Raw genomic sequence first — 25,312 nt, 5'->3', positions numbered from 1 at the left:
GCAAAATCGGAAGTTGACCAACGTGTTCATACGAGGTCAGTATAACTTATTGGAATGTCGCTTTAGGATCCTTTTTCAACTTCGCAAGCATCTCGTTCCCTTTGGCTGCCCATTCACCCAGTGCTTCTTTCGGTGTCTTTTTGTTTTCCAGCACCTGATTAAAGTATTCCATGCCTTTATCGGCTACTTGATACAATCCAGGCGTCTTCTGATACATTTTATCGAGATTCGTATTGGCTGGCGGTACCGGCTTCAAGGTGTAGAACGCCTGAATGTTGTAATCCAGACCGTCTTTGGGCTTAATAAAGCTTTTCCGGGATACCAATTCATAGCTGCTGCGTGCCTTGATCTTCGCCCAATCCTCGCTGTTCATATACTTGATCAGTTCCCAGGCATCGTTCGGGTTCTGAGCCGAGCTGTTAATCGCCATCAAGCTGCTCAGATAGATGTTGCCTCCAACCTCAGGAGCTTCTGGATGAACGGGAGGAGTAACCACATCCCATTCTACTTTTGTAAAACCTTCCATTTTATCTGCGTTTTTATTGGCATCAATTAATTGATTGATGTAATTGTAATCTCCAATCGCCATAGCCGTCTTGCCACTCAGGAACAAGTCGCCTTGAAGAGGATTATAGCGCCCCTCCGTTTGCTGATCCTGCGGTTCGTCACCTTTCGGGATGACTTTATCAATCGCCAGCTTGCTGACCGTACTCCACACTTTCTCCCACTGCGGAGAATCCACTGTCATTTTCTCTGCCTTATCGTCAAAAACTTTCAGCTGCAGTGAATTATAATACTGCTGCATGGAGTAATAAGGGGAGCCGCCGTTATAGGTAGTGAATGCCATTCCAAAGACATGGTCTTTACCTTCTCCTTTGGTCAGGCGAGTCGCCAGATTAAAGATATCGTCCCACGTCATTTTGTCCGTTGGCGGTTCAACGCCCGCTTTTTCAAACATGCCTTTGTTATAGAACAAAGCAGAGGAAGAGAACGTAGGTGTGAGAGCATAGATGTTCTGATCACCCAGATCCTTGATTCCCTCGAGCACACTTGGCACAATATCACTAGTATCAAATTTATCTTCCTGCATTAATGGATCAAGCTGTTTAACCATGTTCTCCTGAATTAACGACTTGATTGTAGCTGTATCCGCTACAACAACATCCACCGGATTGTCTCCCGTCATAATCTTTTTCAAGCTCTCCAATGTATCTGGCGCTTCCTTCTGTTCTGTCGAATTCCCAAAGCCAAACATGCTGCCTTGATCAACCGCAGGCACGATTTCAATCGTGACATTTTTGTGCGTAAGCTCAAAAGCATCCGTAAATTGCTGACGGAAGTAACTGTCATCCTGTCCGCCCCAGAGTGTAGCTACACGTAGCACACGCTGTTCATTATCTTTATTCTCACTAGCCGTACATCCCGCAATAAGTGGTAATGCCAGTGTTGCTGTTGCCACGATGGCCAGCACACGTTTTCCCCACAACCTGTTCTTCATCTCCCATTTCCCCCTCTTAAATTATCTTGGCGGTGTAATGACAATGCGCTCACCGTCAAATTCCAATGTAGCCCGGCTATCGATGGACAAAGCCTCCAGGTACTCCTTGGGCACCTGAAGCCTCCCTGCACGATCAATAATGACAAATGCTTCATGAACGTCAGGAGAGCCTGCTTCAGACAGTCCCTCATCATCGTCCAGATTTGGATTACGCTTCACAAATTCAGTGCTCGTTAAGCCATCCCGAATCGCAACGATCCGATCAACCTTGCCAGCAAGCGTCAAGTCATGGGTAACGATGACAATCGTTACACCGAGTTCCTTATTCATTTTGCGAAAAATGTTCATGATCGTATCACATGTCTCGGAATCGACGGAACCGGTTGGTTCGTCCGCCAGCAGAATCTTTGGCCGATTGGACAAGGAGATCGCAATCGCTACACGCTGCTGCTCCCCGCCCGACAGCTGATGCAGTTTGTTATGCATCCGATCTTTCAAGCCGACCCATTCCAGCAGCTGCATCGCATAAGCACGATCACGTTTGCCACCCAGAATCATCGGCGTTTCCACATTCTCCAGCGCAGTGAGGTAAGGTAGCAGGTTTCGTCCGTTATTTTGCCAGATAAATCCGACCGTATGGCGTTTGTATTCCACCAGTTGAGCATCCGTCATTTTCAGCAAATCCCAGTCTCCGACAACCGCTGTACCCGCAGTAGGACGATCCAGGCCTCCCAGGATGTTAAGCAATGTTGATTTTCCGCTTCCGCTGTTGCCGATGATCGCCATCATTTCCCCTTGATTGACGGTCAGATTGAGACCTTGAAGGGCAACGACTTCCACATCACTGGATTTAAAAATTTTGACAAGTCCCTCGCATTGGATCACGTTTACCTCTCCTCTCCCATTTTGACCGCCTGGTGAACCCTCAGCCTGCGAATCTGCCAGAGCAACATCGATGCTCCAATAATCAGCATCACCACGGTTACACCGTACAGTTGCAGCATATCCTGCTGTTCAAAGACGATCCGGAATGGCGGAACCTGCGCAGACACATTATCGGTCGTTTGCAGAAACGGCAGGAAGAGTCTGCTTGAAACCTGACCAATACTGATCCCCAGGAGGATCGAAAGCCCAGCCGTGAATACCTGCTCCAGCAATAACATACCGCTTAGCTGTGCTCTGGATAGACCCATAGCACGCAGGACACCGAACTGTACCACACGTCCCGAGAGGTTAAAGAACCAGTACAGCACGTAACCAATTAACGAGATAATCACCGATACGAGGAAACCCAAACTCAGAATACCGAACACTCCGCCTCTCGATGGATGTTTGCCCTGTGTGACGAGCTCGGTTCGCACATCACGGACAGAGGATAGTTCAATTCCTTCTGCTGCAAGTTTCTCCATTAATGGAGCGACCTTGGCGTCCGGTTTCATTTTTAACCATACCTCGTAGGGCATTAACGGCACCTGATCGTAGATATAATCCAGATTAGCCACAAAGAATGGCACCTGATCCGGGTATTGTGAAGGCCAGTATGGAATAATACCAAAAACAACAAATTCAATCGCTTGACCCTGTACACCAATGGAGACGGAGTCTCCCGTTTTGAGCTTGAACTTGTCAGCAAATTTCGAGGAGATCAGAACAGCACCTTCATATTTGCCAAGCAAATCAAGATACTTGTAAGGGTGTGCGGGGAACAAGTCGTTACGGAACCAGGCAACCTTGGCGAAGTCCACATTATCAATGCCGACTAACATCCCTTGTCCACCGGATTTACCCGAGACAATAATGTTGCCCTTTGTTTGCAGTACCCGTGCAGCATGCTCCACACCGTTTAATTGACGGAACACTTCAAATGGTGGCTCGGAGTATATGATTTTGGTGGGCTGCGATGAACTGCCGCCACCTCCACCGCCAGGAGCTCCGCCTCCGCCATTTCCGCCACCAGCGCCACCACCGGCACCTCCGCCGCCTCCACCTTGCTGCCCGCCGCCTTGTTGGCCTCCGCCGCCCTGTCCAGAACCTCCTGGCTTAACCTCCGGGGTTCCTTCCCATACCGTTTGCATAATAACATCGGAACCATAACGGTAAAGCGTGCGTTCCGTTGAATTCAAATCAATGGTTCGAGCTGCAGCCGAGTTATATACCCCAAGGCCGAGTGTCAACACTAATAGAATCATGAGCGGATAATAGGATGATGACGAACGTGACAACTGAGTCAGCGTCAGATACAACGGAACCGGCAGCAGCTTGCGTCCGATCAACTGAATCAATTTCAGAATCCACGGGAACAAACGCAGGAAAAACAGTCCTAGCGCAAATATTGCAAGCGCAGGTACAAAGAACAGAAACGGCTGTACCTGTAACTGATCCGTTGTCATTCCCGTCTGGAACGTCAGCATCTGACGTTCATAAAACAGATAGTATCCATAACCAGCCAGTCCGAGCAGTCCAACATCGAGGAACCAACGTTGCCACAGCGGTGCACGATCTGTACGTGCCTGACGCCGTTTGGCAGAAACAATCGTTGCTCGTGCATACGTAATCGCCGGAATCAACGATGCAATAATGGCAACCAGCACGGCTACTACTCCGAGCAGAATGGCTTCTTTGGAGACTCCAATCGGAATAGACTTCCGATCAACAAAGGATAAGAATCCACTGGCCGAGCCGATACTCTTAGCCATGAACCATCCCAGAAGCGGTCCAATAACCAGTGCAATTGCACCCAGGAAAATCCCTTCAAGCAGATAAAGCGAGAAGATCTGGCGAGCTGATGCTCCGCGGCTGCGCAGCACCGCAATGTCGCTTTCCTGCTTTTGCAGTGATTGTCTGGCATTCATCGCGATAAAATAAAAGACCATCGCAATCATCGGTGCAGCGAGCGTAAACAGCATCGTCTGCAGCTGCAGACTCTGACTGCGGAACTGCTTGAGCAAATCACCGAAGGTAATATCCACTTTGGTATCTTTCAGTCGCTGATACAGATCAATATCCAGCCGTTCCAGCATAGAACTGAGGCCCGACAGCTGGCTGGTTTGAACCTCTTTCAGATCAAAGGCGTAGTACCAACGCGAGTTCTGAAGCGGAATGCCCTTTTCTTTGAGGATTACGTCATTAAAAACAGAATCATTCACATAAAGTCCATTCATCATGCCGTCGAAGCCTTGAACCCAATAAGGACTGTTGGGATTATCGGCCTTGAAGGAACCTGTAATTTTCACACGTAACGTGATATCCAGACCACTGTAGATCGGGTATTCCAAAATATCACCTACATGCAGATCATTCCGGTACATTCCTTCTTCAAGCATCACGGCTTCAATAATGTCACCTTTGACCTGATTGCCAGGTTTCACACCCGCCGAGTAATTCACCTGAGCATCCAGCCCACTCATCGTACCCAGTGTCATACTTCGCGCGCGGCTTGCATCCACTTTGGTAGGATCTTCAGGAGTGACCTCTGTACTGCGAATGGATCTCGAATTCACATACGTATGGAATGGAAACCCAATGTCGCGGGGAACATCCTCACGAATGTAGCGATCCACTTCATCAAGTCCTCTTGTATCGGTCTTTACACCCCCGGGTGCCTGGTAACTCATCAACAGCGATCCCGCTGGCAAACCCTCACTGTTATCCTGTAGTGTCTGCGCGACAACCCGTTTCAACGCACCATCGGCATACATTGGAATACTGACGGTGAACGCTACCGCCACAATCAAGCCAATCAATGTGCTGAAGGTCATCCAGCGCGTGTTCCACATCTTGCGGAACAGCAGCCGAAGCAATGGCAGCCCCATTAGCGTCCCACAACTTTCTGACCAACTGTCAGACCTTTCAGAATCTCAACATCGGTCGATGTCTGTTGTCCAACCTGAACGTCCACTTCACGCTTGCTGCCATCATTCTCGATCACCTGTACATAGGTTCTGGAGCCGATGGAGCGCAGAGCAGATACAGGAATGACAATTGCGTTCTCCGTGCGCTGGGTTACGATGGAAACGGTTAAAGGCGTACCGCGTTCTACATTGCTCGGCATCTTCGCCAGAGTAACCAAAACATACTGATCCAGTGTTTCCTTCGGTGGAGGTGAACCTCCTTGGCCTTGGCCTGAACCATTGCCATTATTGTTACTTGAAGCATTAGCCGTAGGCATTGCTTTAATTTTGCCAGCCACTTTGCCGGCACCGTTAATGTCAACTTCAGCCTTCATGCCAGACGTAAACTTCTCGAGGTCTTCCTTGGCAAAAGTAGCCGCTACAACCAGATTGGATGTATCCGCAATCGTCGCAATCGGATCATACGCTTTGACCGCTGCCCCCTTTTCCACCTGAACCGCGATAACGGTCCCTCCAAACGGAGCCGTCAACGTGGATTGACCCAATTTTTCCTCCAGATCCGCAAGCTCCTGACGAAGCTCTTCAAATGCAATCGTTGCTTCTTCAAACTCCACCGGATCCATCTCATCCTTCTTCCGCAGTGTTTCCTTCATCTGTACTTCCGATTTGCGAATCTGGAGCCGCTTGCCGCGAATCTCCTTCTCCACACTTGCTACGTCGAGAACAGCGAGCACCTGCCCTTGCTTCACTTTGTCCCCCGTTTTTACATTCAAATCTTTGATGTGCATGCCATCCAGCGTAAAATACACCTTTTCTTCACGCTGACTCATCAACTTACCGCTGCCACTGACTTTCTTCTCCAGCGTCTCCGTACGAACTTCATACTCCGGTTTTTTGGAGATTGTTGGTGCCGTAATCGGCGGAAGCACTTCTTCCTCCGATTCTGACGGCAGTAATGAACAGCCTGACATCGTTGCAGCCACTATTGCACCAAGTACAATAAGTGCTGTGCGTTTCCCCCTCTTCGGAACGGCACCTTTACTTGATAAATCTGCCGTCCGCCATTTCATAAACATGGTCCGCAACCTCCAGAATTGTAGGATCGTGTGTAGTCATACATATGGTTACTTGTTCTACTTCAATGATATTGCGGAACACAGCCATTACCTGTGCACCCATCTTCGAGTCCAGCTCCGCCGTTGGCTCATCCGCAAGCAACAAACGGGGCCGGTGTGCAATCGCTTTAGCAATGGCCACCCGTTGCTGCTCCCCCCCGGACATTTCAAAAGGCCGGTGCTTCACACGTTTGGTCAGTCCAACCAAATCCAGACAATGACCTACTCTTTCCTTCCACTCCGACCGCGGTACATCCGCCATCCGGAGTGAAAGCTCTACATTTTCCCAAGCAGATAATAAGGGCATGAGTGCATACGCCTGAAAAATAAACCCGATCTCCTTACGCCGCAGAGCCGTTCGCCGCTGATCTCCCCAATCCTGAAGGGGCTGTCCAGAGAATAAAATCTCACCGCTGGAAGGCTGGTCAAGCCCGCCAAGCATGTTCAACAATGTTGTTTTACCTGAACCCGACCTGCCTTTCAGCATAACGAGCTGTTGCGGCTTTACTTCCATATCAATGCCTTTGAGCACATGAATGATGCGACTGCCTGTCTGAAAGCTGCGATGAACGTTACGTACCTCCAACACGGGTCCATCATATGGAGGCAACAGTTCCTTCTTCGGCTTCGTTTTAACCTGCTGCGTTGTCTCCTCTGGAGCTACAGCAACTGCAGTCTCTTCCTGGACAGATGACTCATCCGACATGACAGCTTCGGTGGCTAGAGGATCGGGCTGGGGTATGTATGAAGATTCTCCCGATATAGCGCTTTCCTCCAGCCCAGAATGCTCCTGCTCGTGTTCATCGCCCGATTGGCTCTTGGCAGGTCTTTTCCTTGAGAATAACTTTTTCATGCCAGCAATCACGCTCATCCTCTCTTATTATGCCGCGCATTTCCTTCATGCGCCCTAAAACTAGAAATCTGTTCCATGCTACACTGAATTATAAACGACTGTTCTCCACTAAAAGTTACAAGCTTTTTACAACGTCAGTGTGAAAAAGTTAATATTTTGATGAACATAACAAAAAAGCACCCCTACATACGGGATGCCTCTTGATTATTCGATTGTTTTGCCGTCCTTACAGCAATCATTACAATTTTGATACCGTTTGCCAGACAGCAGTCTAAACTATGCGGAATGTATTATTTACCAAATGAAGAAGGATCTTCACGCCATGATTGCAGCAGTGCAAAATCACTCTCCTGAATCGTTCCCTGAGCCAAAGCCACATCCATCAGTGCGGTATAATTGGACAGAGTTTGTAGGGGGATGCCAGCCTCTTCGAACGCTTTCACACCTTTATCCAGTTGATAGCTGAAAATGGCAAGAACCGCGAGCGGTGTTGCCCCTGCTGCACGTACAGCTTCTGCCGCTTTAATCGAACTTCCGCCAGTTGAGATCAGATCTTCGATCACGACTACTTTCTGACCATCGCTGATTAATCCTTCAATCAGATTTTCCTTACCATGCCCCTTTGCTTTATCCCGAATATAAGCCATCGGCAGATTCAGCTTCTGAGCCACCCATGCTGCGTGCGGAATGCCTGCCGTTGCTGTACCTGCAATCACTTCGGCATCCGGATACTGGTCACGAATGATGGCCGCAAATGCTTCAGCAATATCGTTACGGATCTCAGGGTAAGACATCGTCAGACGATTATCACAATAGATTGGCGATTTGATACCGGATGTCCAGGTAAATGGCTGCTGCGGACGCAGTGCCACCGCTTTGATTTTCAACAGTTGGGAAGCAATATGGTTCGGGATTTGGCTAAGTTCGATCATACGTTCAACATCTCCTTTAAAATGGTTTCTGCCGCTTCACGCGGATGGGGTGCACCGGTTATGGGTCTGCCAACTACGATGTAATGGCTGCCTCTGCTGATTGCTTCTCCTGGAGTCAGAACACGTGTCTGGTCACCGAGACCACTGCCTGCAGGACGAATACCCGGGGTTACTGTATGAAAATCTCTACCACACGCTGCCCGAATCGCTGGCACTTCCAGCGGAGAAGCTACCACACCATCCAGACCGGCCTCCTGAGCCAGTCCAGCATAATGAACAACCGCTTGCTCTACACTCCCAGGAATGCCAATTTCGTTATTCATCGTCTCTACGCTGGTGCTGGTCAATTGTGTTACAGCGATAATCCGGGGTCTATTCAGCGAAGGATCGGCTGCAAGTGCTGCTTCCGCGCCTTCACGTGCCGCACGCATCATGCTGCTTCCGCCTGCCGCATGTACATTAAACATATCCACCCCAAGCCGTGTGATACTTTCGGCTCCGCCGTGCACAGTATTGGGAATATCATGCATTTTCACATCGAGGAACACCGAGTAACCTCTCGCCTTCAGCTCTCGAATGAAGTCTGGACCTGCTGCATAGAACAGCTGCATGCCTACCTTGAGATAACAAGGAATGCCCTCAAGAGCTTGTACCAACTTCTGAGCCTCTTCCGCTCCAGGATAATCGAGTGCAACCATCAGACGTCCAGCCATTTCATTGAAATTTGGGTGATTCATAACCCAGCGCCCCTTCCGCATGCTTATTTTTCCGTTTTTGCCCGATATAAAGGACATCCCGCCAGCCCGCAGGCTAACTGATGTCCTTTTATCAGTGAATATTTATTTTATAAAGGCAGGCATTGCTTCCGAGGAGAAGTTGATCGTTTGCAGCATGATCAGCAGCGCACGAATGGTATCCAGGGAAGTCATACATACCACACCATTCTCTACCGCTTCACGGCGGATACGGAAACCATCACGCTGTGGCGTTTTACCCTTAGTCAGGGTGTTGAACACAAAGTTCGCTTCACCACTGCGGATCATATCGAGAATGTTTGGTGAGCCTTCGCTCAATTTGTTCACAACCGTTACTGGAATGTTAGCCGCTTGAAGCGCAGCTGCCGTTCCGCCAGTTGCCATAATTTTGTAGCCAAGTCTGTAGAAACCTTCAAGCAAAGGTACAGCTTCGTCTTTGTCTTTATCTGCTACAGTAACAACGATTGCTCCAGTAGCCGGAATTTTCATTCCCGCTCCAATCAGACCTTTGAACAGGGCTTTCGCATAGTTCGGGTCACGTCCCATAACCTCACCTGTCGATTTCATCTCAGGTCCGAGGGTTGGTTCAACACGGCGCAGCTTCGCGAAGGAGAACACAGGCACTTTCACCGATACATGATCCGTTTCAGGCCACAGACCATCGACATAACCCAAGTCTTTCAGTTTCACACCCAGGATGGCTTGTGTTGCCAGGTTTGCCATCGGAATATTTGTTACTTTGCTCAGGAAAGGTACAGTACGGGATGAACGCGGGTTAACCTCGATAACGTAAACCTGACCCTCGTGGATAACAAACTGGATGTTCACCAGTCCGATCGTTTTCAGTTCTTTGGCGATTTTGATCGTGATCTCGACAATTTTCTCTTTCAGATCTGCCGACAGGTGCTGTGGTGGATACACCGCGATAGAGTCACCAGAGTGCACCCCTGCGCGTTCGATATGCTCCATGATGCCTGGAACCAGTACCGTTTCACCGTCACAGATGGCATCCACTTCAACCTCTTTACCCAGCATATAACGGTCGATCAGAACCGGATGCTCCGGATTGATTTTCACCGCTTGCTCCATGTAAGTCAAGAGTTCTGCATCGGAGTAGACAATTTCCATCGCTCGACCGCCCAGGACGTATGAAGGACGAACCAGAACCGGGTAACCCAGACCTTGTGCCGTTTCAACTGCATCGTCTACGGAAATGACGGTTTTACCTTTTGGCTGTGCAATCTCCAGACGAGAGAGCAAACGCTCGAACTTTTTGCGATCTTCTGCTTCATCAATGCTTTCCAGATCCGTTCCGAGGATGGTTACTCCTGCGTTACGTAGCGGTGCTGCCAGATTGATCGCCGTTTGACCACCAAACTGTACGATGACTCCTACGGGTTGCTCCTGCTCAATGACGTTCATTACATCTTCGAAGAACAGCGGTTCGAAGTACAGGCGGTCAGAAGTGTTAAAGTCTGTTGATACGGTCTCCGGGTTGTTGTTGATAATAACCGCTTCGTAACCTGCTTTTTGCAGAGCCCATACGGCATGTACTGTAGAGTAGTCGAATTCGATGCCTTGGCCGATCCGGATCGGGCCGGAACCCAGCACCACGACTTTTTTCTTGTCCGAAGGAATGACTTCATTCTCTGTTTCATATGTCGAGTAGTAGTATGGCGTTGTTGCTTCAAACTCGGCCGCACAGGTATCTACCATTTTGTAAACCGGACGAAGGTTCTCTTCTTCACGACGTGCTCTGACTTCAGCTTCGGTAGTCAACGTACCTCCAGGCTGACCTTCGGCACGCAACTCAGCGATAGCACGGTCCGTAAAGCCAAGGCGTTTCGCTTGATAGAGCGTTTCGGAAGTCAATTCGGATTCTGCACGAACACGGTCTTCGAACTTAATGAGACCTTCAATTTTATCCAGGAACCACCAGTCGATCTTGGTCAGATCCTGAAGTTGTTGCAGCGTATAACCTCTGCGGAAGGCTTCCGCGATCAGGAACATGCGCTCATCGTCTGCTTTCATCAGACGTTCGTCAAGCGTCGTTTCATCCAGTGTTTCTGCACCTTTCAGGTACAAACGGTGAACACCGATCTCGAGGGAACGAACCGCTTTGTGAATAGACTCTTCAAACGTACGTCCAATCGCCATCACTTCGCCTGTTGCTTTCATCTGTGTACCCAGCTTGCGGTTCGCAGATGTAAACTTATCGAACGGCCAGCGTGGAATTTTACTTACGATATAATCAAGTGTTGGCTCAAAGCAAGCGTATGTTTGGCCTGTAACCGGGTTAACGATCTCATCCAGTGTATAACCCATCGCGATTTTGGCAGCCATTTTTGCAATCGGATAACCTGTTGCTTTGGATGCCAGCGCAGATGAACGGCTTACACGAGGGTTAACCTCGATGACATAATATTGGAAGCTGTGTGGATCAAGTGCGAACTGTACGTTACATCCTCCCTCAATGTTCAGGGCACGGATAATTTTCAGGGAAGCTGAACGCAGCATTTGATATTCACGGTCAGATAACGTCTGACTCGGTGCCACAACGATACTGTCACCTGTATGAACGCCTACCGGGTCAAAGTTTTCCATGTTGCAGACCACGATACAGTTATCGTTCTTGTCACGCATGACCTCGTATTCGACTTCTTTCATGCCGGCGATGCTCTTCTCCACCAGACATTGACCGATTGGACTGTAACGAATTCCGGCTGCTACGGTTTCGCGCAACTCTTCTTCATTCGCGCAGATTCCGCCGCCTGTTCCGCCGAGTGTGTAGGCAGGACGCACGATGATTGGATAACCAATCTCCCCAGCGAATTGCAGGGATTCTTCCAATGTTGTAACGATAACACTTTCTGGTACAGGCTGTTCCAGCTCACGCATCAGATCACGGAACAGATCGCGGTCTTCTGCTTTTTCGATGGAAGTCAGTTGTGTTCCGAGCAATTTTACGTTTTCGCGCTCAAGTACTCCCGCACGTGCGAGTTCTACAGCCATGTTCAGACCTGTCTGGCCGCCCAGTGTAGGCAACAAACCGTCTGGACGTTCCTGACGAATGATTTGGGTTACAAAATCAAGCGTAATTGGCTCAATGTAGACTTTATCAGCCATATTGGTGTCCGTCATGATTGTCGCAGGGTTGCTGTTAATGAGTACAACTTCCACGCCTTCTTCTTTCAGTGCCTGACAAGCTTGCGTACCGGCATAGTCGAACTCGGCCGCCTGACCGATGACGATTGGACCGGAACCAATCACCAGGATTTTTTTGAGATCTTTGTTAATCGGCATGTTATTGCGCTCCTTTCACTGCGGCTGCCAATACGGCTTGACGCGGCTTTTGCGGGTTAGTGATCTTGTGCTCGCGAATCATCTCGATGAAACGGTCAAACAGATAGCTGTTATCATAAGGCCCTGGCGCTGCTTCCGGGTGATACTGTACGGAGAAGGCAGGATATGTTTTATGTTTCAGACCCTCGATGGTCTTGTCATTATTGTTGATATGTGTAACTTCGAGATCCGTGCTTTTCACAGACTCTTCGTTTACAGTGTAACCGTGATTCTGGGATGTGATGAAGCAACGTCCGCTCTCCAGTTCTTTGACCGGGTGATTACCTCCGCGGTGTCCAAACTTGAGTTTTTCCGTGTCTGCGCCTGCTGCCAGGGCGAACAACTGGTGACCCAGGCAGATGCCGAAGATCGGATATTCACCGAGCAACTCGCTAATCATATTCACGGCATGCGGTACGTCTTTCGGGTCTCCAGGGCCGTTGGACAATTGAATGCCATCGGGGTTCAGACGGCGAATTTCGTCAGCAGTTACATCATGCGGTACAACAACAACGTCACAGTTACGCTTGCTCAGTTCACGCAAAATGCCTGTTTTTGCACCATAGTCGACCAGTACGATACGTTCTGCTGTTCCCGGGCTGTTGTACACATGCTCTGTAGACGTCATAGGCACCTGGTTACGCAATTGCTCAATCGTCGTGTCCCCCATCATCTCCAGCAGTTCTTCGACAGGTTTCGATCCTGTTGTGAGAATTCCCTTCATTGTACCGTGGTGACGAATCCGGCGAGTCAACATCCGTGTATCAATCTCGCTGATGCCTACGATGCCGTATTCTTTCAGCAGATTATCCACACTGTACTCTGCACGCCAGTTGCTCGGCGTTGGCTCATGGCGTCGCACCACGAAACCGTGCACGTACGGACGAATCGACTCAAAGTCATCCCGGGTAATCCCGTAGTTACCGATCAATGGATACGTCATGGTTACGATCTGGCCACAGTATGAAGGATCTGAAAGCACCTCTTGATAGCCTGTAATTCCCGTATTAAAAACGACCTCTCCTGTCGTTTCACCTTCCGCACCAAATGCTTTTCCGGTGAACAGCGTGCCGTCTTCCAACAATAATCTTGCCTGTCCCTGCATCCCATTTCACTCCCTCTGTGTTTATCAAAGTTAAATGGCCTTGGGTTGAACGTGGAGTTACGTTAGCGTGGGACTTCGTGGACAGAAAACCCTGCGATCGCTGTTATCCCCGGATTACTATGGTTCCATTTTTCAAATGGGGTAATCCGGTGATAAAGGCGAGCGCTTCGCTTCTTCGGGTCCTTTCTGTCCACTTCGCAGCTAAGGTGGTGCTCAAAGTTCAAAAAGTACATTTAACTATGTTTGTTTTGTATGTTGGGCTCTCGGCATCATTTCGCCTTGAGTTTGTTTAAAAGAAAAGAAGGTACTGATTACTCCGGTATTTCAATGAAAATTTTATGTTATAAGTACTAATGTACGTCGTTAACAATGTATTACGTCAGCATGGTGCTGTTTTATTGCTTTAACGTGTTATTCCATACACTTTTGCCATCCACCCAAGTCTGTACCGGCCAACCTTTCAGCTTCCAGTCTGTGAACGGTGTGTTTCTGCCCTTTGTTGCAAATGTTGCCGGGTCAACCGCCTTTTCCTGATTCAGATCGATCATCGTCAGATCGGCAGGCGCTCCTGCTTCCAGCTTGCCAGTATCCAGTCGGAATACACGAGCCGGATCAGCTGTCATGCGTTTGACCAGGAAGTCTAAGGTCCACAATCCTGTTTCAACAAACTTGGTATAGAGCAGTGGAAAGGCTGTTTCGAATCCAACGATACCGAATGGCGCAAGCTCCATGCCTTTTGCTTTCTCTTCTTCACTATGCGGTGCATGGTCGGTTACGATCATGTCGAGTGTTCCATCCTGCAATCCTTCGATACAAGCTTGCACATCGCGCGGTGAGCGCAGCGGCGGGTTCATTTTCCAATTCGCATCCATACCCGGAATGTCTTCATCTGACAACACCAGGTGGTGTGGACAAACTTCAGCGGTAACTTTGATGCCAATCGATTTCGCCAGACGAATCAGGCGAACCGATTGTTCTGTGCTGACGTGGCACACATGGTAATGTACCCCTGTTGCTTCTGCGAGCAGGATGTCACGTCCTACGTGAATGGCTTCGGACTCGTTCGGGATACCTTTGATGCCATGGCGTTTGGAGAATTCACCTTCGGTGACATATCCGCCAACAACCAGAGAATCATCTTCACAGTGGGCAATCACAGGCATATCCATGCTGGCTGCGAGGCTCATGGCGTCCTTCATCATCTGCGCGTTCTGTACACCTACACCGTCGTCCGTGAAGCCGATTGCGCCTGCTGCTTTTAATGCGGCAAAGTCGGTGAGTTCACGGCCCAGTTCGTTTTTGGTAATCGCCGCATAAGGCAACACCTTAACCAGATCCGCTTCCTTTGCTTTGTTCAGTACCAGTTCCACAATCTCAGGCGTATCCGTTACCGGTCTTGTATTAGGCATGCAGGCAATGGTTGTAAAACCACCTTGCGCAGCTGATCGGGCTCCTGTTTCGATCGTCTCTTTATGTTCGAACCCAGGCTCGCGTAAATGCACGTGCATATCGATTAATCCAGGGATAACCAGTTTACCCGATGCATCCGTTACCTGCTCTGCTGACGTCTCGGCGTTCCGTAAAATTTCATCTTCCGGGTCAGCGATCGTTTTAATTTTACCTTCTACTATAAGAATGCTTTTCCGTTCAAGTTCCCCTTTTTGATTCAAGACGTTTGCGTTCTTTATCACCTGTACCATAATTGACCTCCGCTTCGGTTCTGTCCAGCAGGTTGAATCCGCCAGATAAATTGTTTATCGTCTACTCTGTATATTGGCCTGCAAGAACACCGTCTCGTCAGCCTATGACTCAATGCTAGACCCTGTTACTGCTTCATCGCACGTTCCATGACCGCCATGCGGATCGGAACACCGTTTGCCATCTGCGGGAAAATTCGTGATGCTTCACTCTCAACAACCGCATCGTCCACCTCAACGTTACGATTCACAGGAGCAGGGTGCATAATAATTGTACTTGGCTTCAGGCGCGACGCCCGTTCTTCCGTCAATCCGTAGTGTTCGCGATAATCCTCAGCTGAAGTGATCAGGCCGTGTTGATGACGTTCCAATTGAACCCGGAGCATCATGACTACATCAGCATCAAGTGCTTCTTCGAGACCTACATAAGGTGCGTACTGTTCAAGTTCTGGCGCCTGCATCGTTGATGGTGCGCAGAAGCGTACATCCGCTCCAAACTTTTGCAGTGCCCACAAGTTGGAACGTGCTACCCGGCTGTGTAAAATATCTCCGATGATCGAAACACGCAAGCCTTTCAGTTCACCAAATGCCTTCCGCATCGTGTAAAGATCAAGGAGCGCCTGCGTTGGATGCTCATTATTGCCATCTCCCGCATTGACTAGTGGCACACTCACTTTCTGAGCCAGCTGCTGCAGAACACCAGCCGGTTTCAAGCGAATAACCCCTGCATCGATCCCCATAGATTCAAGGGTTCGCACCGTATCGTAGATCGATTCTCCCTTTTCTACACTTGATGCAGCTGCCGTGAAGTTCAAGACCTGAGCTCCCAGACGTTTCTCAGCCATTTCAAATGAGAACCGCGTTCGCGTGCTGTTCTCGAAGAACATGTTCGCTACAAAGTGTGATTCCAGGATCGGAACCAACTTTTCCTTCTGTCCTTCCCAATGAGCTGCGCGGTTCAGAATCGACTCGATCTCGTCACGGCTAAGATCTTTCAATCCAAGCAAGCTTCGGTCTCTCAACGCTGACTGTGTAATCATCATGCCTGCTCCCCTCGGTTCTGTATGATTTTGACTTCATCCTGTCCGTCCGTTTCCATGAGTGCAACCTCAATCTCCTCTGATTTGGAAGTCGGCACGTTTTTGCCGATAAAATCAGGTCGGATCGGAAGTTCCCGGTGTCCACGATCTGCGAGAACAGCGAGCTGTATGTTCTGTGGTCTTCCGCAGTCCATCAGCGCATCCATCGCAGCCCGTATCGTGCGCCCGGTGTACAGCACATCATCGAACAAAATCACTTTTTTGTTATGAATGGAAAGTGATTCAGGTGTCATAATCAACAGTTCCTTCCGATTCATCTGCTTATTATCCAGACGATCATCACGATAAGGAGTTACATCCAGTTCTCCCCAGGGAACTTTGGCGCCTTCAATCTCTTCAATCTTGGCGGCGATTCGTTCGGCCAGGTACACTCCTCGTGTACGAATTCCGACCAGCACACAATCGTCGATTCCTTTGTTCTTCTCCAAAATTTCGTGGGCAATCCTTGTCAATGCTCGGCGGATCGCCGTTTCATCCATAATGACATGTGTTTCTGTGCTCATGCGTTCAGCCTCCTCAGGATTTTCCTTCGAAACCATGGCCCCGTGACGAGGAGAACAAAAAAGACTCCTTGCCGTGTTTATTGGCAAGGAGTCTCCGAACTTCAGACGTCGCTGAAGAAAGTTTACTCTCGGGATGCATCATCTGATCTGCCGCAGCAAATCAAAGATGTATCATTCACGTTACCTTGCCAGTCTCACGGGACTGATTTAAAGGTGCTATTCATGTCGTGCATATGAGGAACCTCACAGAGTTCTGTCTCAATATGCCCGTTTGTCTTCATGAATTATGACAGAAAGACAACCCTCTGTCAACACCTCACCATCGCAGGTGCAGATCCTCTGCTTCGTCTGTATTAGAATCAGCAATTAGGCTACAAAACATCCATGTCACATCACATGTCATTCGTCGTTTATAATTATACAACAAAACTGTATATTTATCCATAGGTAATTGCAACATGTTTCTAATCCAAATAACACCACCTGTCACTATTTTCAAATGCTTCTCCTCAATCTATGAAGAAGATGAATCAGTCTCCTATCAATGGGGGAAAGTTTATACACATGCTCATTTATTAAATACGCCTTTTTTCCGATATACATAAAGCTTAGGGAGTAAAGAACCTAAGGAAGGTAAGCCTTTCCCCTCACTGTTATAACTCTCTTCATTATTTTTAAGGAGGATACTATGCGTCACATATGGCATATTTACAAGACAGACTGGCTGCATATTTTCAAAGTACCCACAGGTATATTTCTGATCATCGCCATCATATTACTGCCAGGTGTATATGACTGGGTGAATGTCAAATCCGTTTGGGATCCGTACAGTAATACGCAAGGCATCAAAATCGCCGTAACTAGTGAAGACAAGGGTGCCACGGTTACGGGTACTGCCATTAATATTGGCGATGAGTTAATGAATAGTTTAAGTCACAACCACAAGCTGGGATGGACACTTGTAAATCAGGTCGAAGCTAGCCACGGTGTTCAGACCGGTGAGTATTATGCCAGCCTGCTCATTCCTGCTGACTTTTCATCACGGATCACGGGCATTGTGGATGGAAAACTGGATCGGCCGGAAGTCATTTATACAGTCAATGAAAAGGTCAATGCCATCGCTCCCAAAATAACCGGTTCGGGCGTATCCGCCATTACAACGCAGATTAATGAGAATTTTACTGAAGCCGTCAGTGAAGCTGTGCTTACCAAGCTGAAGGAAGCTGGCGTAGAGATTAATGCACAGTTGCCAACATTACGCAAAATGGAAAGTGGCATCTTTATGCTGGAGAAAAATCTGCCTGAGATCCAGACAGCAGGCCAGAAAGTACTCGAAGTTGACCAAGCGATGCCGGAGATTGTGAAGCAGGCACAAAAAATTGTGCAATTGGAGAAACGACTGCCTGAAATTAATGAAGCTGCTGGGTATGTACTGAAAATTCAGCAGTATTGGCCCCAGATCAAAGCCGCAGCTTCAGAGGTGGTTGCCTTACAAGATCGAATACCAGAAATAGAGCAAGCCGTCGCCCGCATTCAAGAAGTTGATGCCAACTTTGGACACGTTTCCGGAGTGATTCAAATCGCCCTGGATAAAACGAATCGAGCTCTTGCTATCGTATCTGCTGCCGAACAGGATCTGGATAAAGTGTCCGGAATTTCGGATAACGCAGTGCAGTTTGCTAATGGATTGAATCAATTTGCAGCTTCCAGTCAGGAAGCTTTCCAATCGATTACGCCAACGATTCGGCAAAATCTGTTGTTCGTGCAGCAAATAACAAACGGAGCTGGCGATATGTTCGAACAATTGAAAGGAACCGATTGGAGTAAGTTGCCGAGCGCTGATGACATCGACCGTCTTGCATCTCGTCTCGGCATTGCTGTAAAAATCATGGAAAGTATGTCGGGCCTGTTCGGCAAAATGGATGCTTTACTGCCCTCTCATCCACTTGCAACAAGGATACAGCAATTGCAAACAATATCTGAACAACTTCAGCAACAGATAAAACTCGTTGGAATCATCAGTACAGCCTTGCGTGAGAATACAATCCCTCCCGCAGATGTTGTTGCCCGATTAAATGAAATGAATAGAAACATTAACACCGGAATCGATCGCTTCCTAAGCACCTTTGACAGCCAGATTGTTCCTGCGCTTACGGATGCAATCGATCAGCTAAAGTCTGTTCTCTCTACGTCTGCCAATACGTTGCAAGCAGCAAAGGAGCGTCTTCCCGACATTGCAGCAATTCTCGCTACAGCCAAGGAGGGCATTCAATTTGGTCAAACGGAGCTGAAAAAAATTCAGGGTGAGCTACCCGATATTCAGGCTAAGGTACATGAGATTTCACAAACCCTTGACACCAAGGGCAAATCCTTTATTCATGCTCTGAGTGTGGTGTCATCCCTTATTCAGCGTGACCTGCCCAAGCTGGCGGATAAATTAAATGCAGCTGCGGATTTTGTTCGTAATGATCTGCCTCAGGCTGAGAAGCAAATTGGCAAAGCGTCCAGCTTTGTGCAGCATCAACTGCCCGATGTGCAACAAGGAGTACACCGCGTAGCTACCCTTGTTCGTAAGGATTTGCCAGAGCTGGAACGTGCAATCCGCAAGGCTGCCGAGAAATTAAGAGAAGTCGAGGGCAATAATCAGTTTGCCGAGCTTGCCAAATTATTGCGGGGGGATATCCAAGAAGAAAGTGCATTCCTTGCTAGTCCAGTACAGATTAAGGAGCAACACCTGTACCCCATTCCGAATTACGGTTCTGCCATGTCACCGTTCTATGCCGTATTATCACTATGGGTAGGTTCAACATTGTTAATTTCCCTGTTGCGTGCAGAAGCAGAAAATCCGGAGGGCACATACCGCGGATATGAACTGTATCTCGGTCGCCTAGCTACTTTCTTAACCGTTGGTTTATTGCAGGCGATATGTGTTACAGCGGGAGACATCTGGATTCTGGGAACGTATGTCGCAGATCAATGGTTGTTTATTGTATTTGCCATGCTAGTGAGTGCAGTGTTTGTCACGATCACATATACGCTTTTATCTGTATTCGGTAATATTGGCAAAGGCATCGCTATTATCTTCATGGTGTTTCAGTTCTCCAGTTCGGGTGGTACTTTCCCGATCAGCATGACTTCGCCCTTTTTTCAGGCGTTAAATCCGTTCATGCCGTTCACTTATGCGATCAGTCTGCTACGTGAAGCTGTCGGTGGTATTCTATGGTCAACAGCCGTAAAGGACATCCTGTGGTTATGTCTGTTCATTGCGCTTAGTTTGATTCTTGCTCTTTTGTTAAAACGACCATTAAGCAACTTGACGAAACGTTCTGCCGAAAATGCGAAAAAGACGAAGATCATCGCTTGAGTCGTCCGTTTAATGTATGACGGTATTTAGGCTTAGCCAAAAAAAGAAAAAGCTTCTTGAACATCAGTTCAAGAAGCTTTTTTATCACGAAATGGAACATTATGCACCTGATATTAATTTAATCTTCTTCTGAATTCATTATTGTTGTACTGAACGCTGCTGTTCCAGCTGTTCATAAGATTGTTTAATCGTCGATAACGTTTCGAAATGACGATAGATGTTGTTGCCAACCATAACGAGCAGCGATGCCAAGAGCAGTCCAATCAGTACTTTTTTACCAAACCCGGAACGCAGACCGCTGATATACATACCCCCAAGCAGATAAAAAGCAAATAAATAATGTCCTGCATACAGATACATATCATATTGGTATACAGCCAGCCCGAATCCTACAACGATATGAAGCAGGAAAGCAAACAGGATATAAGGCATTAACGTCCACACACTACGTTCTCGAATACCGCGAATGAACCCGGCAAACGCAAGCAGCAATAGAAATCCCCCTGTAATCTGAACATAAAGCGGATTAGAACGAGAAAGATCCGTAACAAATGCTACCATACCTGGATCAAGCAAGTGCACTTTGGGAGACAGCATTGGATTAATCGTCAACATCACTAATGCTTTGAAGTGTACCCCTAACTGGAATGGTGTCGCGTAACTTGTACCCCCATTCTGAATACCTAAGAGCCAGTTGCTTACCCAGCTTCGTCCGCCAAACGCAACATACTGAATGGCTGTTAACACCACAATCATCAGCACAGCCAGTGCCATAATACCAATATATTTTTTCCACCTTGCCTTGTTTCGCCATACCTGCATATTAAAGAATACGGCTCCAGCAAACGGTACAATATTGGTCGAGGTTAATCCGAAGTTAATCGTTGCTAATAGTGCGTTCGGGACATAATGTACTTCCTTCTGTACACGCGAATACTGCAAGTAAAGGACGGACAGAAGAATAACAAACTGCACATATGGATAGGAGTCCGGAATAAATGCGGTGAACATTAGATACGAGCTGAATCCAAATAACATAGCGAACAACAAGGGTGTATAGGAAGGTCTTCCTTCATTTCGACTTAGAAAAACAAAGGCCAGCACAACCGATCCCGCATTCACAAGAGATTGCAGAATTAAAAAGAACCAATTCCCCCCTAACAGCTTGGACACGGTCGCCAATATAACCACCAAAAAAGAAATCAATGGATGAATAATGGAGGAACCGTTGTCTCCGTAATACATGGAAGGATCAAAATTAAACAAATTAATAGGAAACAAGGCTGTATTAAACGGCGTATACTTCCCTAGCATCTCTGCATGTTGACTGATATATAAAATATAAGATCCATTCATCAGTCCATAAAAAAGAGCAAAACCTGCAAACAAAACAAAAGCAGTCCAGGTCACTTTACGTTCATAAAATATGTAGTCTAAAAATTTCATACATTCACATCCAATAGTTGATATAAAGTTTACGTCTAGAGTACAAGGAGGCATAATCCGCCCATAATACATGCCACACCCATCCATCGCATGGGCCCCACGGTCTCTTTAAAGATCCATCTCGCAATAATAAGCGTCCAGACATAGTTTAAGGCGTTGGCAGGCAGTACAACGGTTAGAGGCAAAAATTTCAGCAAAACGATATTCAGCAGTGCACCTGTTCCGTAAAAACCAAGTCCAATCAACACATGTAGTCGCTTGCGGCTAGCAGCGTAAAATTTCAGTCCCGCTCCGCCCATCGCTCCACACAAGGTCATCACAATTAATACAGCAATCATCCAGCTATCGTTCCACACTGGTTAATGTCACCCCAATTCCCAGGAGCACAACTGCAGCAAGCTTTTGTACTGTAATCTCTTCACCAAGCAGGAAGTACCCATAGATTAAAGCAAAAACATAACTGGCACACATCAGCGGGTAAGCTACCGAAAGCTTCTCCCGGGCGAATGCCTTAATCATTAAGATCGCACCCAATCCGTAACATAGAAAACCGACGCCCATGTAGATCCATTCCGTCAATCCCCACTTCCAGAACAGCTGCCCAGTTGCCGTCAGGAATGCAGAGGCTAACATCAACCATTTGCCAGTATGACGTGCCCTACTTATTTCCCCCATGTTAATGCCTCCATCTCCGGAACACGTTTGTTAACAAAATACCGCTGCCTCACAAGCTGCATAACCGGGAAATCGGACAACGAATCGGAATAAGAGCATGATTGCTCATAATCAATTTCCATGTTTTTTTTGGTCAAATATGCTTGAATCCGGCGTACCTTCTCTTCACCTTTACAATTGGCACCTTCAATGATGCAGGTATAACCATCCTCATGTCGGACAAGTTCGGTTCCGATAACATGATCGACCCAAGGAAAGTTTTTAAAATACTTCATATACGCATGCGGAGAAGCCGTCACGAGCAGCACATGATATCCAGCTTCCTTCCGATGTTGCATTTCTACACTAGCCTCGGTAAATATAGATGTTCGCAGGTGAGTATCAAAAAAATGTTCCAGATCCTTTTCAGACATCCGCCTGATTTCTTGAAAATAGGAACGTTTAACACGTTCAACCGTCATAAAGCCCGCTTTGAATAATATCGTGTGAAGAGCAATGACAGGTAACCTCCATACCTGCCACGGATAACGTCGCATCGCGTAATATACAAATTGGAACATGGAGTCACTGCGTATAATCGTTTTATCAATATCAAAGATGGCAACTTTCTTACGTTTCACTCTAATTCCCCTCTACCTTATATTCTCTCTATTTATTCGAAGATAGCAAAGATCGTAATTACACTGACAACGTACAAAATAACCGTAATTAGAATAGGCTTGTCCTCAAATAAAACGCGGTCCGGTGATCCGCCCTGATTTTTCATATGGATGAGATATAAATACCTGAACATGCCATAGATCACCAGTGGGATCGTCCACATGAGATGAATCGTGCGATCGGATGTAAAGGTGAAAAGTGAATAACTGATAATGGTTGCTGTCGTCACAATAGTATTGAATTGATCCAATAACGTAATCGAGTAGTTATCCAGCACCTTACGATGTGACCCCATGTTGCCTTCGAGCAATGTAAGTTCATTTCTCCGTTTACCAATCGCCAGAAAGAGTGATAACAGCATCGTACAAATCAGGAACCAAGGTGTGAACGGAACATGAATCAAGACACCCCCAGCAATGGCACGTAGAACAAATCCAGCCGCGATGGTCATCATATCCAGAATTACGATATGTTTAAGCACAAAGGAATAGGATACGTTCAGCAGGAAGTACACTACGCACAACACACCGAATAACGGATTCATGATAAAGGCAGCTGCCAAAGAGATTACCAGCAGTGCAATTCCGAATAATAACGCATGGGCAGGATTAACCTGCCCGGAAGCAATGGGTCGGAACTGCTTGGTCGGATGCTGTCTGTCCCGTTCCTGGTCTACATAGTCGTTTAAAATATAAACACAGCCTGCAACCAGACTAAACAATAGAAAACCGACTCCTGTTGCAACCATGTTTTCTGTTCGAATTTCTTCAAATGAAAACAACAGTGCGGCAAACAATAATAAATTTTTAGTCCACTGTCTGGGCCTTAACAATTTGAATAAGCCGGAAATCGTTCCAGCTCTGCTCTCGGCCGATAATATCGTGTTCTGCCTTGATGAAAACAATGGTAATAACTCCCTTCAATAACAATTCTGACTTAGATATCTATACAAATAACGTAAAGATTTAATCATAAGTTGCTTGGTTATTTTTGTAAAGAGTATAAATTATAAATTTTGACAAAAAAAAGAGACCGTTTCCGGTCTCTTTATACCAAACATGAGTCTATATTATCCCAAGTTTGAATTAAAACTCAAACTCTACATCACTCAGACGACGTTTGATTTCAGCAATGACCCGTTTCTCTTCTTCTTCGCCGCTTGCGATAAACGTAACGGAGAAACGAACAAAGTTTCCTGCATCATCCCAAGGTACGGAAGAGATCAGTTTCTCACGGATCAGGAATTGGGAGAAATCTTCACCTGATTCGAAACGGCGTCCACCCACAACACCTTTTGGCGCTTCAACATAAAGGAAGAAAGAGCCTTTCGGTTTTTCAGCCTGAAAGCCCAGTTCATTCAATGCTGTAACCAACATATCGTGACGACGGGAATACTTCTCTGCAATTTTTTCAGTGATTTCCGGATGGTTCAATCCGTAAGCAGCTGCCTTCTGGATCGCGATGAATTGACCGGAGTCATTGTTGTCTTTTACATCACTGAATGCTTTAACTACAAGTGGGTTACCCGCTACAAATCCGATTCTCCAGCCAGTCATATTGTACGATTTGGAAAGGGAGTGCAGTTCCACACCTACATCCTTGGCACCAGGTACGGACAGGAAGCTGAATGGTTTTTTGCCATCATACGTCAATGCCGCATATGGCGCATCGTGCACAACAACCACGTTGTATTTTTTCGCCCATTCGACAACCTCAGTGAAAAACTCAACTGTAGCACTTGCACCAGTCGGGTTGTTCGGATAGTTCAAATAAAGCAATTTCGCACGTCTAGCAATGTCTTCCGGAATGGCCTTCAAGTCAGGCAAGAAGTTGTTCTCTTTCGTCAATTGCACATTGAACACTTCTCCACCCAGATACTTGGTGTGTGTGCCCATAACCGGATAACCAGGAACTGTCATAATGGTTACGTCACCTGGGTTGATGAAGCAAGAAGGCATCATCGCCAAAGCCGGTTTGGAACCGATGGAGTGTACGATCTCAGTATCTGCATCAATACCTTCCACGTTAAAAACGTTTTTCAGATATGCTGCTGCTGCAGTCTTGAATTCGGGAATCCCGTTATCGGCATAACCACGATTCTCCGGTTTGCCCGCTTCTTCAGCAAGTGCAGCTACGATGCCTGCATCTGCCATCTCGTCCGGTTCCCCTACCCCAAGGTCAATCAGCTCGACATCGGGAAAATCTTTTTTAGCCGAAGCTTTAGCACGTTTAATTTTCTCAAATTTATAGATGTTGGTGTCTTTACCATAGTTGGAGCCGCCGATACGGTCGGCAAAATTAGTTTGGATATACGTTTCCTGATATTTATCGATACTCATAATGTCGTTCATCTCCTCATTTGACGCAAATTTCTCATGTTTTAATATGAAGCATTTGAGCAATCAACACCATGGAC

General features: G+C 47.3%; 19 protein-coding genes. 1 reads left to right on the top strand and 18 read right to left on the bottom strand.

Annotation, left to right across the window (positions count from 1 at the left end; all coding sequences use genetic code 11):
* Positions 1 to 46 precede the first annotated feature (46 nt).
* From ACUTVW_RS16820 to pyrR, 12 genes are all read right to left on the bottom strand, one after another.
* Positions 47 to 1,498, bottom strand: a complete 1,452-nt coding sequence (locus ACUTVW_RS16820) for an ABC transporter substrate-binding protein (protein WP_445646862.1) — start codon at positions 1,496 to 1,498, stop codon at positions 47 to 49.
* Between the two features lie 21 nt (positions 1,499 to 1,519).
* Positions 1,520 to 2,383: an ABC transporter ATP-binding protein gene (locus ACUTVW_RS16815; protein WP_434750172.1), complete on the bottom strand. Its 864-nt coding sequence runs from the start codon at positions 2,381 to 2,383 to the stop codon at positions 1,520 to 1,522.
* Between the two features lie 2 nt (positions 2,384 to 2,385).
* Positions 2,386 to 5,310: an ABC transporter permease gene (locus ACUTVW_RS16810; RefSeq protein WP_445646861.1), complete on the bottom strand. Its 2,925-nt coding sequence runs from the start codon at positions 5,308 to 5,310 to the stop codon at positions 2,386 to 2,388.
* Positions 5,310 to 6,425 (bottom strand): efflux RND transporter periplasmic adaptor subunit, encoded by a 1,116-nt coding sequence (locus tag ACUTVW_RS16805; protein WP_445646860.1) that lies wholly within the window; start codon positions 6,423 to 6,425, stop codon positions 5,310 to 5,312. The genes ACUTVW_RS16810 and ACUTVW_RS16805 overlap by 1 nt, the downstream gene beginning before the upstream one ends.
* Complete coding sequence (locus ACUTVW_RS16800; protein ID WP_445646859.1) at positions 6,388 to 7,317, bottom strand: ABC transporter ATP-binding protein; 930 nt, start codon at positions 7,315 to 7,317, stop codon at positions 6,388 to 6,390. The genes ACUTVW_RS16805 and ACUTVW_RS16800 overlap by 38 nt, the downstream gene beginning before the upstream one ends.
* 290 nt (positions 7,318 to 7,607) lie before the next feature.
* A complete protein-coding gene (pyrE, locus tag ACUTVW_RS16795) occupies positions 7,608 to 8,249 on the bottom strand; it encodes an orotate phosphoribosyltransferase (RefSeq protein WP_445646858.1) in 642 nt (213 codons plus the stop codon).
* Positions 8,246 to 8,986, bottom strand: a complete 741-nt coding sequence (gene pyrF / locus ACUTVW_RS16790; protein WP_445646857.1) for an orotidine-5'-phosphate decarboxylase — start codon at positions 8,984 to 8,986, stop codon at positions 8,246 to 8,248. Before pyrF ends, pyrE begins: the two co-directional genes overlap by 4 nt.
* A 102-nt stretch (positions 8,987 to 9,088) precedes the next feature.
* Positions 9,089 to 12,307: a carbamoyl-phosphate synthase large subunit gene (gene carB, locus ACUTVW_RS16785; protein WP_445646856.1), complete on the bottom strand. Its 3,219-nt coding sequence runs from the start codon at positions 12,305 to 12,307 to the stop codon at positions 9,089 to 9,091.
* A 1-nt stretch (position 12,308) separates the two neighbouring features.
* On the bottom strand, positions 12,309 to 13,451 hold the full coding sequence (gene carA, locus ACUTVW_RS16780) for a glutamine-hydrolyzing carbamoyl-phosphate synthase small subunit (protein ID WP_342552028.1): 1,143 nt from the start codon (positions 13,449 to 13,451) through the stop codon (positions 12,309 to 12,311).
* A 395-nt stretch (positions 13,452 to 13,846) separates the two neighbouring features.
* Positions 13,847 to 15,151: a dihydroorotase gene (locus ACUTVW_RS16775; RefSeq protein ID WP_445646855.1), complete on the bottom strand. Its 1,305-nt coding sequence runs from the start codon at positions 15,149 to 15,151 to the stop codon at positions 13,847 to 13,849.
* A gap of 125 nt (positions 15,152 to 15,276) precedes the next feature.
* On the bottom strand, positions 15,277 to 16,191 hold the full coding sequence (locus ACUTVW_RS16770) for an aspartate carbamoyltransferase catalytic subunit (protein WP_445646854.1): 915 nt from the start codon (positions 16,189 to 16,191) through the stop codon (positions 15,277 to 15,279).
* The gene (gene pyrR / locus ACUTVW_RS16765; protein ID WP_445646853.1) at positions 16,188 to 16,751 is read right to left on the bottom strand and encodes a bifunctional pyr operon transcriptional regulator/uracil phosphoribosyltransferase PyrR; all 564 of its coding nucleotides are present in this window, start codon (positions 16,749 to 16,751) and stop codon (positions 16,188 to 16,190) included. The genes ACUTVW_RS16770 and pyrR overlap by 4 nt, the downstream gene beginning before the upstream one ends.
* Before the next feature lie 688 nt (positions 16,752 to 17,439).
* On the opposite strand from pyrR, the gene ACUTVW_RS16760 reads away from it, so the two are divergent.
* A complete protein-coding gene (locus ACUTVW_RS16760; RefSeq protein WP_445646852.1) occupies positions 17,440 to 20,115 on the top strand; it encodes a YhgE/Pip domain-containing protein in 2,676 nt (891 codons plus the stop codon).
* Positions 20,116 to 20,253: 138 nt separating this feature from the next.
* Here the strand turns inward: ACUTVW_RS16760 and ACUTVW_RS16755 are convergent, their stop codons facing one another.
* From ACUTVW_RS16755 to ACUTVW_RS16730, 6 genes are all read right to left on the bottom strand, one after another.
* A complete protein-coding gene (locus tag ACUTVW_RS16755; protein ID WP_445646851.1) occupies positions 20,254 to 21,561 on the bottom strand; it encodes a DUF6080 domain-containing protein in 1,308 nt (435 codons plus the stop codon).
* Positions 21,562 to 21,596: 35 nt separating this feature from the next.
* Positions 21,597 to 21,917 (bottom strand): EamA family transporter, encoded by a 321-nt coding sequence (locus ACUTVW_RS16750; RefSeq protein WP_445646850.1) that lies wholly within the window; start codon positions 21,915 to 21,917, stop codon positions 21,597 to 21,599.
* A complete protein-coding gene (locus ACUTVW_RS16745) occupies positions 21,904 to 22,236 on the bottom strand; it encodes an EamA family transporter (protein ID WP_445646849.1) in 333 nt (110 codons plus the stop codon). The genes ACUTVW_RS16750 and ACUTVW_RS16745 overlap by 14 nt, the downstream gene beginning before the upstream one ends.
* Positions 22,224 to 22,856, bottom strand: coding sequence for an HAD family hydrolase (locus ACUTVW_RS16740; protein WP_445646848.1), 633 nt, complete (start codon positions 22,854 to 22,856; stop codon positions 22,224 to 22,226). Before ACUTVW_RS16740 ends, ACUTVW_RS16745 begins: the two co-directional genes overlap by 13 nt.
* A gap of 32 nt (positions 22,857 to 22,888) precedes the next feature.
* A complete protein-coding gene (locus ACUTVW_RS16735) occupies positions 22,889 to 23,776 on the bottom strand; it encodes a decaprenyl-phosphate phosphoribosyltransferase (RefSeq protein WP_445646951.1) in 888 nt (295 codons plus the stop codon).
* Between the two features lie 205 nt (positions 23,777 to 23,981).
* A complete protein-coding gene (locus ACUTVW_RS16730; RefSeq protein ID WP_445646847.1) occupies positions 23,982 to 25,235 on the bottom strand; it encodes an LL-diaminopimelate aminotransferase in 1,254 nt (417 codons plus the stop codon).
* Positions 25,236 to 25,312 lie beyond the last annotated feature (77 nt).

Source organism: Paenibacillus sp. TSA_86.1 (genome assembly GCF_052691815.1).
Note: the sequence above shows the minus strand (reverse complement) of the source record. Positions and strands in the feature narration are given on the sequence as shown.

Bases quoted from the DNA above. Each gene is read 5' to 3' on its own strand.
- ACUTVW_RS16755 (WP_445646851.1), bottom strand. From the start codon at position 21,561: ATGAAATTTTTAGACTACATATTTTATGAACGTAAAGTGACCTGGACT.
- pyrE (WP_445646858.1), bottom strand. From the start codon at position 8,249: ATGATCGAACTTAGCCAAATCCCGAACCATATTGCTTCCCAACTGTTG.
- pyrR (WP_445646853.1), bottom strand. From the start codon at position 16,751: ATGAGCACAGAAACACATGTCATTATGGATGAAACGGCGATCCGCCGA.
- ACUTVW_RS16730 (WP_445646847.1), bottom strand. From the start codon at position 25,235: ATGAGTATCGATAAATATCAGGAAACGTATATCCAAACTAATTTTGCC.
- ACUTVW_RS16805 (WP_445646860.1), bottom strand. From the start codon at position 6,425: ATGTTTATGAAATGGCGGACGGCAGATTTATCAAGTAAAGGTGCCGTT.
- pyrF (WP_445646857.1), bottom strand. From the start codon at position 8,986: ATGAATCACCCAAATTTCAATGAAATGGCTGGACGTCTGATGGTTGCA.
- ACUTVW_RS16770 (WP_445646854.1), bottom strand. From the start codon at position 16,191: ATGATGATTACACAGTCAGCGTTGAGAGACCGAAGCTTGCTTGGATTG.
- ACUTVW_RS16820 (WP_445646862.1), bottom strand. From the start codon at position 1,498: ATGAAGAACAGGTTGTGGGGAAAACGTGTGCTGGCCATCGTGGCAACA.
- ACUTVW_RS16810 (WP_445646861.1), bottom strand. From the start codon at position 5,310: ATGGGGCTGCCATTGCTTCGGCTGCTGTTCCGCAAGATGTGGAACACG.
- carA (WP_342552028.1), bottom strand. From the start codon at position 13,451: ATGCAGGGACAGGCAAGATTATTGTTGGAAGACGGCACGCTGTTCACC.
- carB (WP_445646856.1), bottom strand. From the start codon at position 12,307: ATGCCGATTAACAAAGATCTCAAAAAAATCCTGGTGATTGGTTCCGGT.
- ACUTVW_RS16775 (WP_445646855.1), bottom strand. From the start codon at position 15,151: ATGGTACAGGTGATAAAGAACGCAAACGTCTTGAATCAAAAAGGGGAA.
- ACUTVW_RS16760 (WP_445646852.1), top strand. From the start codon at position 17,440: ATGCGTCACATATGGCATATTTACAAGACAGACTGGCTGCATATTTTC.
- ACUTVW_RS16800 (WP_445646859.1), bottom strand. From the start codon at position 7,317: ATGAAAAAGTTATTCTCAAGGAAAAGACCTGCCAAGAGCCAATCGGGC.
- ACUTVW_RS16745 (WP_445646849.1), bottom strand. From the start codon at position 22,236: ATGGGGGAAATAAGTAGGGCACGTCATACTGGCAAATGGTTGATGTTA.